General features: G+C 58.8%; 18 protein-coding genes and 1 riboswitch. Of the genes, 12 read left to right on the forward strand and 6 right to left on the reverse strand.

The window, feature by feature from the left end; all coding sequences use genetic code 11:
* The first annotated feature begins 91 nt into the window (after window positions 1-91).
* The 4 genes from GHO32_RS00665 to GHO32_RS00680 are packed head-to-tail and all read left to right on the forward strand — an operon-like array spanning window position 92 to window position 2,085.
* Window positions 92-274, forward strand: coding sequence for a CPXCG motif-containing cysteine-rich protein (locus tag GHO32_RS00665; protein ID WP_153335300.1), 183 nt, complete (start codon window positions 92-94; stop codon window positions 272-274).
* Between the two features lie 12 nt (window positions 275-286).
* Window positions 287-547 (forward strand): putative signal transducing protein, encoded by a 261-nt coding sequence (locus tag GHO32_RS00670; protein ID WP_048367234.1) that lies wholly within the window; start codon window positions 287-289, stop codon window positions 545-547.
* A 45-nt stretch (window positions 548-592) separates the two neighbouring features.
* Window positions 593-1,219, forward strand: coding sequence for an SOS response-associated peptidase (locus GHO32_RS00675; protein ID WP_153335301.1), 627 nt, complete (start codon window positions 593-595; stop codon window positions 1,217-1,219).
* Window positions 1,220-1,266: 47 nt separating this feature from the next.
* Entirely contained in the window at window positions 1,267-2,085 is an 819-nt protein-coding gene (locus GHO32_RS00680; RefSeq protein WP_123751345.1) for a M48 family metallopeptidase, read from the forward strand.
* A gap of 117 nt (window positions 2,086-2,202) precedes the next feature.
* Here the strand turns inward: GHO32_RS00680 and GHO32_RS00685 are convergent, their stop codons facing one another.
* The 3 genes from GHO32_RS00685 to GHO32_RS00695 form a co-directional block, all read right to left on the reverse strand.
* On the reverse strand, window positions 2,203-2,787 hold the full coding sequence (locus tag GHO32_RS00685; RefSeq protein ID WP_048367790.1) for a TMEM165/GDT1 family protein: 585 nt from the start codon (window positions 2,785-2,787) through the stop codon (window positions 2,203-2,205).
* A gap of 92 nt (window positions 2,788-2,879) precedes the next feature.
* Window positions 2,880-2,999: riboswitch (yybP-ykoY riboswitch) on the reverse strand.
* Between the two features lie 50 nt (window positions 3,000-3,049).
* Window positions 3,050-4,048, reverse strand: coding sequence for a class I SAM-dependent methyltransferase (locus GHO32_RS00690; protein WP_153335302.1), 999 nt, complete (start codon window positions 4,046-4,048; stop codon window positions 3,050-3,052).
* A gap of 31 nt (window positions 4,049-4,079) precedes the next feature.
* Window positions 4,080-5,045: a 2-hydroxyacid dehydrogenase gene (locus GHO32_RS00695; protein WP_153337864.1), complete on the reverse strand. Its 966-nt coding sequence runs from the start codon at window positions 5,043-5,045 to the stop codon at window positions 4,080-4,082.
* Window positions 5,046-5,125: 80 nt separating this feature from the next.
* On the opposite strand from GHO32_RS00695, the gene GHO32_RS00700 reads away from it, so the two are divergent.
* From GHO32_RS00700 to GHO32_RS00715, 4 genes are all read left to right on the forward strand, one after another.
* The gene (locus GHO32_RS00700) at window positions 5,126-5,755 is read left to right on the forward strand and encodes a LysE family translocator (protein WP_048367227.1); all 630 of its coding nucleotides are present in this window, start codon (window positions 5,126-5,128) and stop codon (window positions 5,753-5,755) included.
* 181 nt (window positions 5,756-5,936) lie between these two features.
* Window positions 5,937-7,703 (forward strand): DUF1302 domain-containing protein, encoded by a 1,767-nt coding sequence (locus tag GHO32_RS00705; RefSeq protein ID WP_153335602.1) that lies wholly within the window; start codon window positions 5,937-5,939, stop codon window positions 7,701-7,703.
* Window positions 7,704-7,734: 31 nt separating this feature from the next.
* A complete protein-coding gene (locus GHO32_RS00710) occupies window positions 7,735-8,376 on the forward strand; it encodes an MBL fold metallo-hydrolase (protein WP_153335601.1) in 642 nt (213 codons plus the stop codon).
* Between the two features lie 113 nt (window positions 8,377-8,489).
* A complete protein-coding gene (locus tag GHO32_RS00715; RefSeq protein ID WP_048367221.1) occupies window positions 8,490-9,206 on the forward strand; it encodes an OmpA family protein in 717 nt (238 codons plus the stop codon).
* A gap of 108 nt (window positions 9,207-9,314) precedes the next feature.
* Here the strand turns inward: GHO32_RS00715 and GHO32_RS00720 are convergent, their stop codons facing one another.
* Window positions 9,315-9,749 (reverse strand): YhcB family protein, encoded by a 435-nt coding sequence (locus GHO32_RS00720; RefSeq protein WP_048367220.1) that lies wholly within the window; start codon window positions 9,747-9,749, stop codon window positions 9,315-9,317.
* A 139-nt stretch (window positions 9,750-9,888) separates the two neighbouring features.
* Between GHO32_RS00720 and GHO32_RS00725 the strand changes: the two genes are divergently transcribed.
* The 3 genes from GHO32_RS00725 to zapE all read left to right on the forward strand — a co-directional run bounded on the left by GHO32_RS00725 (window position 9,889) and on the right by zapE (window position 13,089).
* Entirely contained in the window at window positions 9,889-10,524 is a 636-nt protein-coding gene (locus tag GHO32_RS00725) for an alpha/beta hydrolase (protein ID WP_153335600.1), read from the forward strand.
* Between the two features lie 23 nt (window positions 10,525-10,547).
* Window positions 10,548-11,903: a tryptophan--tRNA ligase gene (locus GHO32_RS00730; RefSeq protein ID WP_153335599.1), complete on the forward strand. Its 1,356-nt coding sequence runs from the start codon at window positions 10,548-10,550 to the stop codon at window positions 11,901-11,903.
* 91 nt (window positions 11,904-11,994) lie between these two features.
* Window positions 11,995-13,089, forward strand: coding sequence for a cell division protein ZapE (gene zapE / locus GHO32_RS00735; RefSeq protein WP_153335598.1), 1,095 nt, complete (start codon window positions 11,995-11,997; stop codon window positions 13,087-13,089).
* An 81-nt stretch (window positions 13,090-13,170) separates the two neighbouring features.
* Here zapE and GHO32_RS00740 read toward each other — a convergent pair whose 3' ends face one another.
* Together GHO32_RS00740 and GHO32_RS00745 are read right to left on the reverse strand one after the other, a co-directional pair.
* On the reverse strand, window positions 13,171-14,067 hold the full coding sequence (locus tag GHO32_RS00740; RefSeq protein WP_173430618.1) for a GlxA family transcriptional regulator: 897 nt from the start codon (window positions 14,065-14,067) through the stop codon (window positions 13,171-13,173).
* A 273-nt stretch (window positions 14,068-14,340) separates the two neighbouring features.
* A complete protein-coding gene (locus tag GHO32_RS00745; protein WP_153335597.1) occupies window positions 14,341-15,381 on the reverse strand; it encodes an NADP(H)-dependent aldo-keto reductase in 1,041 nt (346 codons plus the stop codon).
* 246 nt (window positions 15,382-15,627) lie between these two features.
* On the opposite strand from GHO32_RS00745, the gene rplM reads away from it, so the two are divergent.
* On the forward strand, window positions 15,628-16,056 hold the full coding sequence (gene rplM / locus GHO32_RS00750; protein WP_047273761.1) for a 50S ribosomal protein L13: 429 nt from the start codon (window positions 15,628-15,630) through the stop codon (window positions 16,054-16,056).
* Window positions 16,057-16,062 lie beyond the last annotated feature (6 nt).

Here is a 16,062-nt window from a genome sequence, read left to right on the forward strand (position 1 = left end):
AAGCGGCTAGGATTAATACACAGGGCAGGACAAAAATAGGGCCCTGCTAATAGACCGGCGATTATACGCATAAGTCACTCTGGAGACCGCGATGCTTGAAACTGAGAACTACGATTGCCCCTATTGCGGCGAGCCAGGCGAAGCTGTGCTTGATCTGACGGGGGGCGATCAGCAGTACATCGAAGATTGCGCGGTGTGCTGTCGGCCGATTGTGTTTACGCTCCAGACCGACGGCCAGGAGTGGATGCTCGATGTACACAGTGAAAACGAGTAGCAGGCAGGTGATATGCAGCGAATCTACGAGCCAGAGAATTTGATGGAAGCTGAACTTTTACTGGGCATGCTTGCCAGTGAAGGCATCGTTGCGTGCTTGCAGGGGCGTGACCTGGTGGGCGGTACGGGCGAGTTGCCAGCCTTGGGCTTGCTGGGGTTGGCGGTCGCCAATGAGCAAGCGTTACAGGCACGCGAGTTGATCGATGCGTACAATGGCGCCTCGCCGCTGGCGGGTGACGAGCCTGAAAGCTTTGCGGGTGTACTGGACTGCTGAGCAGCCTTTTTTCACTGTATCTATATAGAAGAGTTGTGCAGCCCCATGTGTGGACGTTTTGCCTTGTTTCGTTGGAGTCCTGCCTTTGCAGCCTTGTCCGGGTTCCCGGCGGACCAGCAGGCCCAGTGGAACATTTCACCCAACGACTCGGTGTTGATCCTGCGCGCAGGCCAGGAGCCCGGGCAGCGAGAGCTGTCGCGGGCGCGTTGGGGGCTGACGCCGTCGTGGATGACCGATCTGTCGCGCACGCCTGCCCATGCCCGTGCCGAAACCCTGGCGGAACAGCCGATGTTTCGCGAGGCTTTTCGCCAGCGGCGCTGCCTGATTCCGGCCAACGGCTTTTATGAATGGCGTGGCACTGCGCGCAAGCGGCCTTATTGGCTGACGCCGGGCGTGGGGTCCTCGCTGTTTTTTGCCGGGATCTGGGAGGCGTATCCGGTCGAAGGGCATGTGTGGCTGAGCACGGCCGTGGTGACCCAGGCGGCGGCTACTCAGCGTCGTCCTTTGATCCTCGATGAAGCCGGGCAGCAAGCCTGGCTTGATCCCGAGACGCCGCTGCCGGCCTTGCAAGCACTGCTCGCCAGTCCGCAAGCCGCGTTGCGCGAGCGGCCCTTGGCCAATCTGGTCAACGACCCCAAACTCAATGCGCCTGAGTGCCTGACGCCGGGTTGAGATACGATGCGCGCCACCTTTATGGACCGTCTTTATGGAGAGCCTCGATGGGTAAGTTAGCGGTAATGTGCGCGCTGGGCGCAGGGGTGTTGCTCAGTGGCTGCCAGGCGGTGAACACCACCCAGGGCGGCGCGGTGGGGGTTGAGCGCAAGCAGTACATGTTCAGCATGCTGTCGAGCCAGCAAGTTGACCAAATGTACGCACAGTCCTACCAGGAAACCGTCAGCACGGCCAACGCCAAAGGGGTGCTGGACAAAACCAGTGCCAACGCCAAACGCCTGCAGGCCATTGCCAATCGGCTGATTGCCCAGGCGCCGGTGTTTCGCCCGGATGCCGCGCAATGGAACTGGGAGGTCAATCTGATCAAGAGCGACGAACTCAACGCCAACTGCGGCCCTGGCGGCAAGATCATTTTCTACAGCGGGATCATCGAGCAGCTCAACCTGAGTGACGACGAAATTGCGGCGGTCATGGGCCATGAAATTGCCCACGCCTTGCGCGAACACGGGCGTGAGTCCATGTCCAAGGCGTACGGCGTCGAGATCGCCAAACAGGGCGCGGGCGCCTTGCTCGGCTTGGGCCAGGACAGCATGCAATTGGCCGATACCGTGGTCAATTACAGCCTGACGTTGCCCAACAGTCGCAGCAATGAAAACGAAGCAGATCTGATTGGCCTGGAGCTCGCGGCGCGTGCGGGTTACAACCCGAACGCCGCGATTACCCTGTGGCAGAAAATGGGCCAGGCTTCGCAAAACTCGCCGCCTGAATTCATGAGTACCCACCCGGCCTCCAGCAGCCGGATCGCCTCGCTGGAAGCGGCGATTCCCAAGGTGATGCCGCTTTATCAGCAGGCCCCGAAAACCTGAGGCGTGCAGGCCTTGTGTGGGAGCGGGCTTGCTCGCGATGGCATCACCGCGATCAATGATTCAGACCGCGCCGGCCGTATCGCGAGCAAGCCCGCTCCCACGGTAATCAGGGGCCGGCTACACCCAGCCGCTCGTTACCATTGCCTTGTACACGGCCACCAGAGCCAGCACGAAGAACGCGGTCGCTGCCAGGCGACGGATCAGGGTCAGGGGCAGTTTGTCGGCGGCAAAGTTACCGGCCAAGACCACCGGCACGTTGGCAATCAGCATGCCCAGGGTGGTGCCGATAATCACCAGCCACAAATCCGGGTATTGCGCCGCCAGCATCACGGTTGCGACCTGGGTTTTGTCGCCGATTTCGGCAATGAAAAACGTGATCAGCGTGGTCACGAACGGGCCGTATTTGCGCGCGGTGCTGGCTTCGTCGTCATCCATTTTGTCGGGCACCAGGGTCCACAGTGCCGTCGCGGTAAAGCTCGCGGCGAGGATCCAGTGCAGCATCACATCAGTGAAGAACGTACTGAACCAGGCGCCCACGGCACCGGCTGCAGCATGGTTGGCAAGGGTCGCGACGATGATGCCGGCGATAATGGGCCAGGGCTTGCGAAAGCGCGCGGCAAGAATGAGGGCGAGCAATTGCGTCTTGTCACCGATTTCGGCCAAGGCAACGATTGCAGTTGGAATGAGTAAGGAGTCGAGCATCATCAGGTAATTTTCCAGGGGCGGGTCGACACGGCTATGACACGTACAGCCTTCCCGCCCCGGGTAAGGTGTTCGTGTCATAGGTCTTGTCAAACCCTGGTCCGTCTGTGCGGACGCCTGGGTCGCATGCGCCATGGTCTGTTGACCAAGTATGTTGACGCATGCCGGACGAGCATGTTGCTCGTGGGAGACTACTCCCCTAGGACGGAGCGGATTCTGCCTAGGCAAATCCGATCCGGCAAGCCCTGATTTTCAAAAACTGTCAGCGACGCTTCGCACTGTAGATCCGAAAACCCTGTCCTTCAGCCTTGACGGCGCAGTGCCCGAATTGCTCTTCGATCAGCGGTTGATAGCGCAGGAAGCTATTGGCCACAAGTCGGAGTTCGCCACCTGTTTTCAGATGTTTGACTGCTTTTTTCAGCAAGTTTTCGGTCGCGTGATAATCGGTGTGTACGCCGACATGGAACGGCGGGTTGCTCAAAATGGCATTCAAACCCATCGGCGCAGCGTCGATTCCGTCACCGGTAATAACCTCAGCTTCCAGACCATTGGCAGCCAATGTCAGACGGCTGCTGGCGGTGGCGAAGGCGTCGACATCGAGCAGGGTGACGCTGTTATGAGGATAACGACGCTTGACCGCTGCACCGAGTACACCCGCGCCGCAGCCGAAGTCCAGCAGGTGACCGCTGGGCAGTTTGTCCAGGTGTTCAAGCAACAAGGCGCTGCCGCGATCCAGGCGGCCGTGGCTGAAAACCCCCGGCAGGCTGACGACTTTCAACGGTCCTTCGGCCAGTTCCAGCTCGTAATGCTGTGCCAGTTGCTCAAGCACGGGCGCTGACGGGGCGTTGTCGACGGTGACTTGCCAGAGTTGGCAATGCCGCGCGCTGTCGAGCTTGCGCGGCTTGCCGAACGGGATGAGTTGCTTGGACGCGCCCTCAATGCCGCCTTTCTTTTCGCCGACCAAAAACACATCGGCGCCGGGCAGGCGAGCGGCCACGGCCTTGAGCACGTAATCGCTCAGTTCCTTGGACTTGGGCAGGAACACCACAGCGGTGTCGAAGGCCCGCTCCGGGACTTCTACGCCAAAGTGCACGCGCCCGGCAAAGCGCGCATCGAGTGCCGCCTGATCGCCCGCGTGCCAGCACCAGCCGTGGGCGTTGGGCAGCGCGTTGAGCAATTCGTCAGCCGGTAAACCGACTAACAGTACCGAACCCTGAAAGTAATCAGGCTGACGAAGCAGTACTTCACTGCGCGGATCCATACTGTGCTCCTCAAAAAAGGAGCGCAGTTTATCAACTGACGACGCGTAGCGCTGTACCGCTGAAGAAGGCTTCGGCGTTTTGCGTGAGTTGGTTGACGATTCTCTGCCGCGCCTCACGGCTGCCCCAGGCGCTGTGCGGGGTAATGATCAGGCGCGGAATGTCATCGGCCAGCAGCGGGTTGCCGTCGCGTGGCGGTTCGACGCTCAACACGTCGGTGGCCGCGCCGCCCAAGTGGCCGCTGCGCAGGGCATCAGCCAGCGCCTGTTCGTCAATCATGCCGCCACGCGCGGTGTTCACCACAAACGCGCCAGGCTTGAGCAGCGCCAGTTCGCGGGCACCGATAAAGTGGCGCGTGTGTTCGTTGAGCGGGCAGTGAAAGGTCAGGGCGTCGACCTGTGGCAGCAACTCGTCCACCGTCAGGCGGTCGGCGCGGGCCGGGCGGCCGGGAATCTGCCCGATCAGCACGTTCATGCCGAAAGCTTCGGCCAGTTTGGCCACCGCGCTGCCCAGCTCGCCATGGCCAAACAGGCCAAGGGTTTTGCCTTCCAGCTCAACAATCGGGAAGTCCAGCAGGCAGAACTGCTTGGCCTGCTGCCATTTGCCATCGGCCACGGCCTTGTTGTAATCGACCAGCCGTGTGGCCAGCGCCAGCAGCAGGCCGAGGGTGTGTTGCGCCACCGATGGCGTGCCGTAGCCCTGGCAGTTGGCAACGGTGATGCCATGCGCGCGGGCGGCTTCAAGGTCTACGTTATTGGTGCCGGTGGCGGCGACCAGGATCAGCTTGAGGTCCGGGCAGGCGGCGAGGGTGCTGGCGTTGAGCAGGATTTTATTGCTGATGACGACGCTGGCGCCCTGCAAGCGCTCGATGATGTTGTCTGGCGTGGTGTCTGTGTACAACTGCAGCTCGCTGAACGCATTGCGCAGGGGGCTGAGGTCAAGATCGCCGAGGTCAAGAGACGGGTGATCAAGGAAGACTGCGCGGTGAGTATTCGTCATCAACTGTACCTTTTGTGCTGTCGAGTGAAGGCGTAAGGTGTCGAGCCTAACAGAAGAAACAATTTGTAATGGAGCCGCGCATGTATTGGACAGAATTTTTGACTGTCGCCTTGATTCACTTGTTGGCTGTGGCCAGCCCGGGGCCGGATTTTGCTGTGGTCGTGCGTGAAAGCGTGACCCATGGTCGACGTGCGGGCATGTTTACCGCGCTGGGCGTGGGTTCGGCGATTTTCCTGCATGTGGGGTATTCGTTGCTGGGTATCGGGATCATTGTGTCGCAGTCGATTGTGCTGTTTAACGCGCTCAAGTGGTTGGCCGCGGCGTACTTGCTGTACATAGGCTTCAAGGCCCTGCGCGCCAAGCCTGCAGACCCGGCGGCTGTTGCAGCGGCGTTGCCAGTGGGTGAGCGCACCGCGCGTGGCGCCTTTACTTCGGGCTTTGTGACTAACGGGCTGAACCCCAAGGCGACGCTGTTTTTTCTGTCGCTGTTCACCGTTGTGATCAACCCGCACACACCGCTGGCGATCCAGGCCGGTTACGGCGTGTACCTGGCGGTGGCGACGGGCGTGTGGTTCTGCATGGTAGCCATGTTGTTTAGCCATCAGCGCGTGCGCACCGGTTTTGCCCGCATGGGCCACTGGTTTGACCGCACCATGGGCGCGGTGCTGGTCGCATTGGGCGTGAAACTGGCCTTCACCGAGATGCATTGACCGCACCACCGTCTGTAGGAGCGAGCTTGCCTCGCGATCTTTTCAGCTATCAAAAGATCGCGAGGCAATCGAGCGTCGACCGGCTGCTCCTACAGAGGCTTGGTTGGTAGATGATCTTGTCAAAATCTGGTTTTCCTTCATCCTTGCGGGCTTATTGCAGCGTGCGCACGGAGAAGTATCAATGCCCTCAGTCAGCCGGTTCTGGTGCCGAGCCAAACTGCCCTTGGCAGTCAGCCTCGCCTCGGTGCTCGCCGGGCCCGCTTGGGGCGTGAGCTTTAACATTGGCGAAGTCGAAGGCCAGTTGGACTCCGAACTGTCCATCGGCGCCAGTTGGTCCACCGCCAAGGCCGACAGCAAATTCATCGGCGCTAACAATGGCGGTAAAGGTCACTCTGAAATTTCTGACGATGGCCGTCTCAATTTCAAACGCGGCGAAACCTTTTCGAAAATTTTCACCGGCATGCACGGCCTGGAGCTGAAGGTCGGTGACAGCGGCCTCTATGTGCGCGGCAAGTACTGGTACGACTTTGAGCTGCAAGACGACAGTCGCCCCTTCAAACCCATCAGTGACAGCGGTCGCCGGGCGTCGGCGCAGTCGGCCGGCGCGCAACTGCTGGACGCCTACGTCTATCACAACTACGCGATTGGCGATCAGCCGGGGTCGGTGCGTGTAGGCAAACAAGTGGTCAGTTGGGGCGAAGGTGAGTTTATCGGCGGTGGGATCAATGCGATTAACCCCACGGACGTTTCCGCCTATCGACGACCCGGCACGGCCTTCAAAGATGGCCTGGTTCCGGTCAACCTGTTCTATGTGTCGCAAAGCCTGACCGACAACCTGTCTGCCCAAGCTTTTTATCAGCTCGATTGGGAACAGTCCGAAGCCGATAACTGCGGGACGTTTTTCTCGCAATCTGACGTGATGGCCGATGGCTGCAGCGGCAATTACCGGGTGATGAGCAAGCGCTCTGCACTGAATGTCGCCGACCTCGCCGCGCTGACCTCGGCGGGCGTTGAGGTGAACGAGGAGGGCGTGCTGGTGCGTCGCGGGTCTGACCGTGATGCGCGCAACAGCGGGCAATTTGGCCTGGCCCTGCACTACGTATTTGAGCCGCTGGACACCGATTTCGGTGCGTTCTTTATGAACTACCACAGCCGTGACCCGATCCTCAGCGGTCGTGCAGCGTTGCAATCGGTGTACAACATTGCCTCCGGTGCGGGCGGCGTGGCGCCGATGATCGTGGCCGGCAACGCCAGCTACTACGTTGAATACCCCGAAGACATTCGCCTGTATGGGTTGAGCTTCAACACCACGTTATCCACAGGCACGGTCTGGAAAGGCGAACTGAGCTACCGCCCCAACGCGCCGGTACAACTCAACAGCAACGACCTGCTGTACGCCAACGTGACCTTGTTGCCCGGGCTTGCCGATGCATCCCCCCTGAGCGTGACGCCAGGTGCTGATAACCAGGGATATCGGCGCAAAGAGATCAGCCAGTTCCAGACCTCGTTGCGGCACATCTTCGACAACGCCATGGGCGCTGATCGGCTGACGCTGACCGGCGAGGTCGGAGTGATCCACGTCGGCGGGCTGGAAGGCAGCGCACAGGCGCGCTACGGGCGTGACCCGGTGTTTGGTTCTGACGGCCATGACGGCTTCACCACGGACAATGCCTGGGGCTATCGCGCCCGTGCGGTGTGGGACTACAACAAAGTCTTGCCCGGCCTCGACCTGAAACCCAACCTGGGCTGGTCCCATGACGTCAGCGGCTACTCACCGGGCCCGGACAACACCTTCAACGAGGGCCGTAAGGCCATCAGCCTGGGCATCGATGCCGAATACGAAAACACCTACTTGAGCAGCCTGTCGTATACCAACTTCTTTGGCGGGCGTTACAACACCCTCAGCGACCGCGACTTTGTGGCGTTGAGCGTGGGGCTGAAGTTTTGAGCGGTTTTAAACAGATTTGGAAGCCTGAACCATGAGCACAAAACCCACCCTCATCCGCGAAACCTTTCCCGTCGGGCCGTTGCAGTGCAACTGCACGATCATCGGTGATCCGCTCACTAAAAAAGCCATTGTGGTGGATCCGGGTGGCGATCATGAGTTGATTCTGGCGCGGCTGGAGAAGCTGGGTTTACAGGTGGTGAGCATCATCCATACCCATGCGCATCTGGATCACTTTTTGGCGTCGGGTCAGCTCAAGGAAAAAACCGGGGCGACGCTGCATTTGCACAAGGAAGACCAATTTTTGTGGGACAACCTGGAGATGCAATGCGGCTTGTTTGGCGTGACGTATACGCCGGTGCCGCCACCTGATCGCTGGCTGGCCGACGATGAAGAGTTGGCCTGTGGATGCGGTGTTGCACTGCACACGCCGGGACATACGCCTGGGTCCATGAGTTTTTGGTTTTCTGAGTCTAAGCTGTTGATCGCGGGCGACACGCTGTTTCGTCGCGGCGTTGGGCGCACGGATTTATGGGGCGGTGATCAGGCCACTATCGTGCGTTCGATCAAGCAGCGGCTGTATACGCTGGATGAGGATGCCACCGTGGTGACCGGGCATGGCCCGGATACTCGTCTAGGCGATGAAATGCGGGAGAACCCGTTTGTTCGCGCTTAAACAGCGCTTAAACAAGATGTAATGGAATTTTTACCGTTGGTCGTGTTCCAACGCACCACAGAGGTCTACTGCCAGCGGCCTTTGACCCAGAAAGATTAAGTAGGAGCTTCACCATGTTTATTTCGCGTCGTTTGATTGTTGCTGCAAGTGCGATTGCCTTGTTGGCCGGCTGCGCCTCTCCTAACCCTTACGATAACCAGGGCCAGGCCTCGTCGGGCATGAGCAATACCGCCAAGTACGGTGGTCTGGGTGCCTTGGCCGGTGCTGTTGCCGGTGCTGCCATTGACCACAACAACCGTGGCAAGGGTGCGCTGATTGGCGCTGCGGTCGCGGGCCTGGGGGCTGCAGGCTACGGCTATTACGCTGACAAGCAAGAAGCCGCACTGCGCGCCAGCATGGCCAACACCGGCGTTGAGGTGCAGCGCCAAGGCGACAACATTACCCTGGTGATGCCGGGCAACATTACGTTTGCCACCAGCTCTGCGAACATTGCGCCAAGCTTCTATCAGCCGCTTAACAGCCTCGCCAATTCGCTGAAGCAGTTGAACAACCAGCAGCAGATCCAGATCGTCGGTTACACCGACAGCACCGGTAACAACGCTTTCAACCAGCAGTTGTCGCAACAGCGTGCGCAAAGCGTTGCAACGTATTTGACGTCGCAGGGCGTCAGCGGTCAGTACCTGTCGGTGATCGGTAAAGGCCCGGCAGATCCGATTGCCAGCAACGCCACCCCGGACGGTCGAGCTCAGAACCGCCGTGTACAAATTACGCTGATGCCGATTCCAGGCATGAACTACCAGCAGCAGGGTCAGGTTCAACAGTACCCGTAACGTGGCAGGTGGAGTCACAACCCTTGGGAGTGACTCCAGCGCCCACTAAAAAAGCCCCGCGATCATTGCTGATCGCGGGGCTTTTTGTTGAGCGTCTGGCCGGGTGAATTACTTCTTCAGGCCGTAGTGCTCATCGAGCATGCCGGGGGCGTTCGGGCTTTTTGGCGCGTAGTCCTTTGGCGGCTCGGAGCTGTGCGGCGGGGTCAGGCGCTCGCGGTGCGGTTGTGGGGCTTCAGAGTGCAGGGCAGCCAGCAAACGTTGGCGTGTTTGCTCGTCCAGGGCCAGGCTGTTGGCGCCCTCGGCGAGGTGATCTTGTACTTCCTGGTAGCTCTGGGTGAGTTTCTTCACCAGATTGGCAGTGGTGTTGAAGTGGGTAACGACTTCACCCTGATAGTTATCAAAACGTTCCTGGATATCGTCCAGCTGACGCTGCGTGCGATTAGGCGCGGCGTTCGGCAGCAGACGAGCGACCAGAAAACCAATGACGACACCGGCAACCAGAGCCAGGGTCGGCAACAACCAAATTAAGAGCGAGCTTTCCACGAGTCCTTCCTCTATAAACGGCTTTGCTTTACGTTAACGGCTCGGACCTGCGCTGTATACCGCGATGCACTCGCAAATATGCCAGACAGAATCTATCAGCTAGACGTGTCGACCCACTTTGAGGTCACGGAGTTCCTTCTTGCTTACCCGCGAAACCCCCGTAGTGATTGATGGCCCGGTTGGCCAATTGGAAGCTTTATACCTCGATTCTGCTGAGCCGCGCGGCCTCGCGCTGCTGTGCCATCCCAACCCGGTGCAGGGTGGGACGATGATGAATAAAGTGGTTTCGACCCTGCAGCGCACTGCGCGCGATGCGGGTCTTGTTACGTTGCGATTTAATTACCGTGGCGTGGGCGCCAGTGCCGGCAGCCACGATATGGGCACCGGCGAAGTCGACGATGCGTTGGCGGCTGCCCGTTGGTTGCGTGCCCAATACCCGGATCTGCCGCTGACCCTGCTGGGGTTTTCATTCGGTGGTTTTGTCGCCGCCAGCCTGGGTGGACGACTGGAGGCGCAGGGCGAAAAGCTCGCACGCCTGTTTATGGTCGCGCCTGCGGTGATGCGTTTGCGTGATGAAGATGCGCTGCCACAGACGTGCCCGATCACGGTTATCCAACCTGAAACCGACGAAGTGATTGATCCGCAATTGGTTTATGACTGGTCAAAAGATCTCTCGCGCCCCCATGAGCTGCTGAAAGTGGCAGAATGCGGACACTTTTTTCACGGCAAGCTGCCCGAACTCAAAGAGTTGGTAGCGCCACGCCTTTTGAATTGATACAGCCTGATAAGCGATTACCCATGACCACTCGTACTCGTATCCTCACCGGTATCACCACCACCGGCACGCCGCACCTGGGCAATTATGCCGGTGCTATCCGCCCGGCAATCCTTGCCAGCCGTGACAGCAACGCCGACTCGTTTTACTTTTTGGCCGACTATCACGCCCTGATCAAATGTGATGACCCGCAGCGCATTCAGCGTTCGCGTCAGGAAATCGCAGCCACTTGGCTGGCGGGCGGTCTGGATGTTGAGCGTGTGACGTTCTATCGCCAGTCTGATATCCCGGAAATCCCGCAACTGGCGTGGTTTCTGACCTGTGTGGCGGCCAAGGGCCTGCTTAACCGTGCGCATGCTTACAAAGCGTCGGTAGACAAGAACCTGGAAAACGGTGAAGACCCGGATGCGGGCATCACCATGGGCCTGTACAGCTACCCGGTGCTGATGGCCGCGGACATCTTGATGTTCAACGCGCACAAAGTGCCGGTGGGTCGTGACCAGATCCAGCACGTTGAAATGGCCCGTGATATCGGTCAGCGCTTCAATCACTTGTTCGGCAATGGCAAAGAGTTCTTCGCCATGCCTGAAGCCTTGATTGAAGAAAGTGTGGCGACCTTGCCAGGCCTTGACGGTCGCAAGATGTCGAAAAGCTACGACAACACCATTCCGCTGTTCACCAGCGCCAAAGACATGAAAAGCGCGATCTCGCGGATCGTGACTGACTCCCGTGCGCCGGGCGAAGCCAAAGATCCGGACAACTCGCACTTGTTCACCTTGTACCAGGCGTTCTCGACGCCTGAGCAGTCGGCTGAGTTCCGCAGCGAGCTGTTGCAGGGTTTGGGCTGGGGTGAGGCGAAAGACCGTCTGTTCAAGCTGCTGGACGCTGAGTTGGGCGAAGCGCGCGAGCGTTACCACGACCTGATGTCGCGCCCTGCAGACATGGAAGACATTCTTAAGACCGGCGCGCAAAAAGCCCGTGCGATCGCAACGCCGTTTTTGGATGAACTGCGCGAAGCCGTGGGCCTGCGTTCGTTTGAGAGCGCTGCACAAACCACGGCGGCAAGCAAAAAGAAGGCCGCCAAAGGCCCGCGCTTCGTCAGCTTCCGCGATGAAGACGGCAGCTTCCGTTTCCGTCTGTTGAGCGCTGATGGCGAGCAATTGCTGCTGTCGCGCAGCTTCGCCGATGGCAAAACGGCGGGGCAGGTGACCAAGCAGTTGCAATCAGGTGAAGCGCTGGATGTTCGCGCAGACGGTTTGAGTTTCAGCGTTTGGCTGGACGGTGCAAATGTTGCCGACAGCCCGGCATTTGCCGATGACGCAGCACGTGATGCGGCAATCGAAGCGTTGCGCTTGGCCTTGGTGCCTGCGCAAGACTGACAAACTGCGACGTTTCGTCCCAGGTTTGATTGCCATTCCCCCGGGCCGTCGCTAAAGTGTCGGCCCGTTTTTGTTGCCCAGCTAGCGAATTATGACGCCTCTAGAACGATATCAAGCTGATCTGAAACGCCCGGACTTCTTCCACGATGCCGCGCAGGAAAACGCTGTGCGTCACCTGCAGCGTCTCTATGACGACTTGGTCGCGTCTTCGCAGAGCAAGCCTGGCCTGCTGGGCAAGCTGTTTGGCAAAAAAGACATCACGCCGGTCAAAGGCCTGTACTTTTGGGGCGGTGTGGGCCGGGGCAAGACTTACCTGGTCGATACGTTCTTTGATGCCCTGCCGTTCAAGCAGAAGGTGCGTACGCACTTCCACCGCTTCATGAAGCGTGTGCACGAAGAAATGCGCACCCTCAATGGCGAGAAAAACCCGCTGACCATCATTGCCAAGCGCTTTGCCGATGAAGCGCGGGTGATCTGTTTCGACGAATTCTTTGTGTCGGACATTACCGACGCCATGATTCTCGGCACTTTGATGGAAGAACTGTTCAAGAATGGCGTGACCTTGGTGGCGACCTCCAACATCGTCCCGGACGGTCTGTACAAAGATGGTCTGCAACGTGCTCGCTTCTTGCCCGCCATTGCGCTGATCAAACAGCACACCGAAATCGTCAACGTCGACAGCGGTGTCGATTACCGTCTGCGCCATCTGGAGCAAGCCGAGCTTTACCACTTCCCGCTCAATGACGCCTCCGAGGCGAGCCTGCGCGAGAGCTTCAAAGCGTTGACGCATAACTCCACTCGGGCGGTCGAGAACGATGACCTGGTCATCGAGAACCGCACCATTCGTGCGCTGCGTACCTGTGATGATGTGGCCTGGTTTGATTTTCGCGAGCTGTGCGACGGCCCGCGTAGCCAGAACGACTACATTGAGCTGGGCAAGATCTTCAACGCCGTGATCCTCAGCGGTGTCGAGCAAATGGACGTTAAAACCGACGACATCGCGCGTCGCTTTATCAACATGGTCGACGAATTCTACGACCGTGGCGTCAAGCTGATCATCTCGGCCGAAGTGGAGCTCAAAGACCTCTACACCGGCGGTCGTTTGAATTTCGAGTTCCAGCGTACGCTGAGCCGTTTGCTCGAAATGCAATCCCACGAATATCTGACACGGGCGCACAAGCCTTAATGTGTTGCCGGGCTTTGGGCTTGGCTCGCGATCTTGTGATTATCAAAAGATCGCGAGGCTAACTCGCTCCTGCAACGAGAGTCAGGCAGCTTGTTGGAACTGTTGCCGATATTGGTTGGGCGACAGTTCGGTGTGCTGGCGAAACAGCCTCGCAAAGAAGCTGGCGTCGTCGTAGCCCACGTCGTAGCTGATGGTCTTGATGCTTTTGCGGGTGGCAGACAGCAAACCCTTGGCGGTTTCGATGCGCAAACGCTGCAGGTAGTGCAGGGGTTTGTCCCCCGTTGCGATCTGGAAGCGGCGCATGAAGTTGCGGATGCTCATGCCGTGTTCACGGGCCACGTCTTCGAAACGAAACTTGTCGGCAAAGTGCTCTTCGAGCCAGTGCTGGATCTGCAAAATAATCACGTCTTGATGCAGCTTTTGCCCGCCGAAGCCAATGCGCCCCGGTGAGTAGTTGCGTTGCACTTCATACAGAATGTCGCGGGCCACGGCCTGGGCGATATTCGCGCCGCAGAAACGCTCAATCAAGTAGATGTACAGGTCACAGGCCGAGGTAGGGCCGCCCGCGCAATACAGGTTGTCGGCGTCGGTGAGGTGCTTGTCCTGATTGAGGTGCACCTGTGGGAAGCGTTCGGCGAAGGTGTTGAAAAAACGCCAGTACGTCGTGGCTTCTTTACCGTCAAGCAAGCCGGCTTCTGCCAGCCAGAACACCCCGGTGGCTGCTGCGCACAGTACGGCGCCGCGTGCATGTTGTTCGCGCAGCCATGGCATGACCTGCGGGTAGCGCTGGCACAGGGTGTCAAAGTCGCCCCAGAAGGCGGGGAGGATGATGATATCGGCGTCATCCAGGCCGCCATCGACGGGCAGCAACACATTGCTGAAACTGCCTACGGGAAGGCTGTCGGGGCTGACGAGACGGGTTTCGAAGCTGGCGTTGAAGCCTTGGCCCAATTGTTTGCCGTGGCGCAGGCTGGCCAGGTGAAAGAAATCCTTGGCTTGCATCAGGGTAGAAGCGAACACCTGATCCGTGGCCAAAACGCTGACGCGCCGCAAGGGCGTGGAGAGTTGAGTAGACATGGTTTGATTATTCTTATAGGTGAAATTGGTCAACTTACGGCTGGATCGTCTTATGTTTTTTCCTGTGTGTCTAGGGGAGGGGGAGTTAAACCGCTGTGTAGGAGCGAGCTTGCCTCGCGATCTTTTAAAGATCAAAAGATCGCGAGACAAGCTCGCTCCTACAGGGGGGTAGGGTTAAGGCGCCGGGTTTGGTTGCTCTTTGTGGATGGCTTCAATGCCCGCGAGCACTTCATCCGAGAGCTTCAGGTCGGCACTGGCGATGTTGCTTTTCAGTTGCTCCAGAGTGGTGGCGCCAATGATGTTGCTGGTCACGAACGGTTGTTGGGTGACATACGCCAAGGCCATTTGTGCCGGATCCAGCCCGTGTTCGCGGGCCAGTGCGACGTAACGCTCGCTGGCGGCAACCGACTGCGGGTTGGAATAGCGCGAAAAGCGGCTGTAAAGGCTCAGGCGGCCTTTTGCCGGGCGGGCGCCGCCGTTGTACTTGCCGGTCAGCATGCCAAACGCCAGCGGCGAGTAGGCGAGCAGCCCGCACTGTTCGCGGATGGCGATTTCCGCCAGACCCACTTCAAAGCTGCGGTTGAGCAGGTTGTAGGGGTTCTGGATCGACACCGCGCGTGGCCAGCCACGGCTCTCGGCCAATTGCAGAAACTTCATGGTCGCCCACGGGGTTTCGTTGGACAGGCCGATGTGGCGGATTTTGCCGGCTTTGACTTGTTCGTCGAGGGCTTCGAGGGTGTCCTCCAGCGGGGTGAAGTCTTCGTCGGCTTTGTGCGTGTAGCCCAGTTGGCCAAAGAAGTTGGTGCTGCGCTCGGGCCAGTGCAACTGGTACAGGTCGATCCAGTCGGTTTGCAGGCGCTTTAGGCTGGCGTCCAGCGCTTGCACGATGTGGGCGCGGTTGTGTTTCAGGTTGCCGTCACGGATGTAGTCGATGGTGTTGCCCGGGCCGGCAATTTTGCTGGCCAGTACCCAGTCGGCACGATCGCCACGGGCCTTGAACCAGTTGCCGATGTAGCGCTCGGTGGTGGCGTAGGTCTCGGCTTTGGGCGGGACGGGGTACATCTCGGCGGTGTCGAGGAAGTTGATGCCGGCGTTTTTCGCGTACTCGATTTGCTCAAAGGCTTCATCTTGGGTGTTTTGTTCACCCCAGGTCATGGTGCCGAGGGCAATGGCACTCACGTTGAGGTTGCTGCGGCCTAGCTGGCGGTAGTCCATCGGTCACTCCTTCGGGGAAAGAATCATAAAAGCAGGTTGTAATTTTTTGCGCAATCTGGATAATCGTCGACCTCTTTCTGCAGTGGAAGTGATGCGCCGCCTGCCGAAGAATCTTGCCGTTGAACGGACGCGCTGACCCGAGCCCCCGATAGCGTCTGTACCCGGCTGCCTTTGACTTGTCAAAGTACGCACTATTCAGTAAGATCCGCCGTCTAATTTACAGGGCGGCCCCTGAGGCTATAAAGAATGAAAACTTTTACTGCTAAACCAGAAACAGTAAAGCGCGACTGGTTTGTCGTCGACGCTGCTGGTCAGACCCTGGGTCGTCTGGCCACCGAGATCGCGAGCCGTCTGCGTGGTAAGCACAAGCCTGAATACACTCCGCACGTTGACACCGGTGACTACATCGTTGTTATCAATGCTGAGCAGATTCGTGTTACTGGTGCTAAGACCTCTGACAAGATGTACTACTCTCACTCCGGTTTCCCGGGCGGGATTAAGTCGATCAACTTCGAAAAGCTGATCGCTAAAGCTCCTGAGCGCGTGATCGAGACCGCGGTTAAAGGCATGCTGCCTAAGAACCCGCTGGGTCGCGACATGTACCGTAAGCTGAAAGTCTATGCGGGCGCTGCTCACCCTCATACTGCTCAGCAGCCCCAAGAACTGAAGTTTTAACGGAAT

Source organism: Pseudomonas sp. FSL R10-2189 (assembly GCF_009600325.1).
Taxonomy (GTDB): Bacteria; Pseudomonadota; Gammaproteobacteria; order Pseudomonadales; family Pseudomonadaceae; genus Aquipseudomonas; species Aquipseudomonas helleri.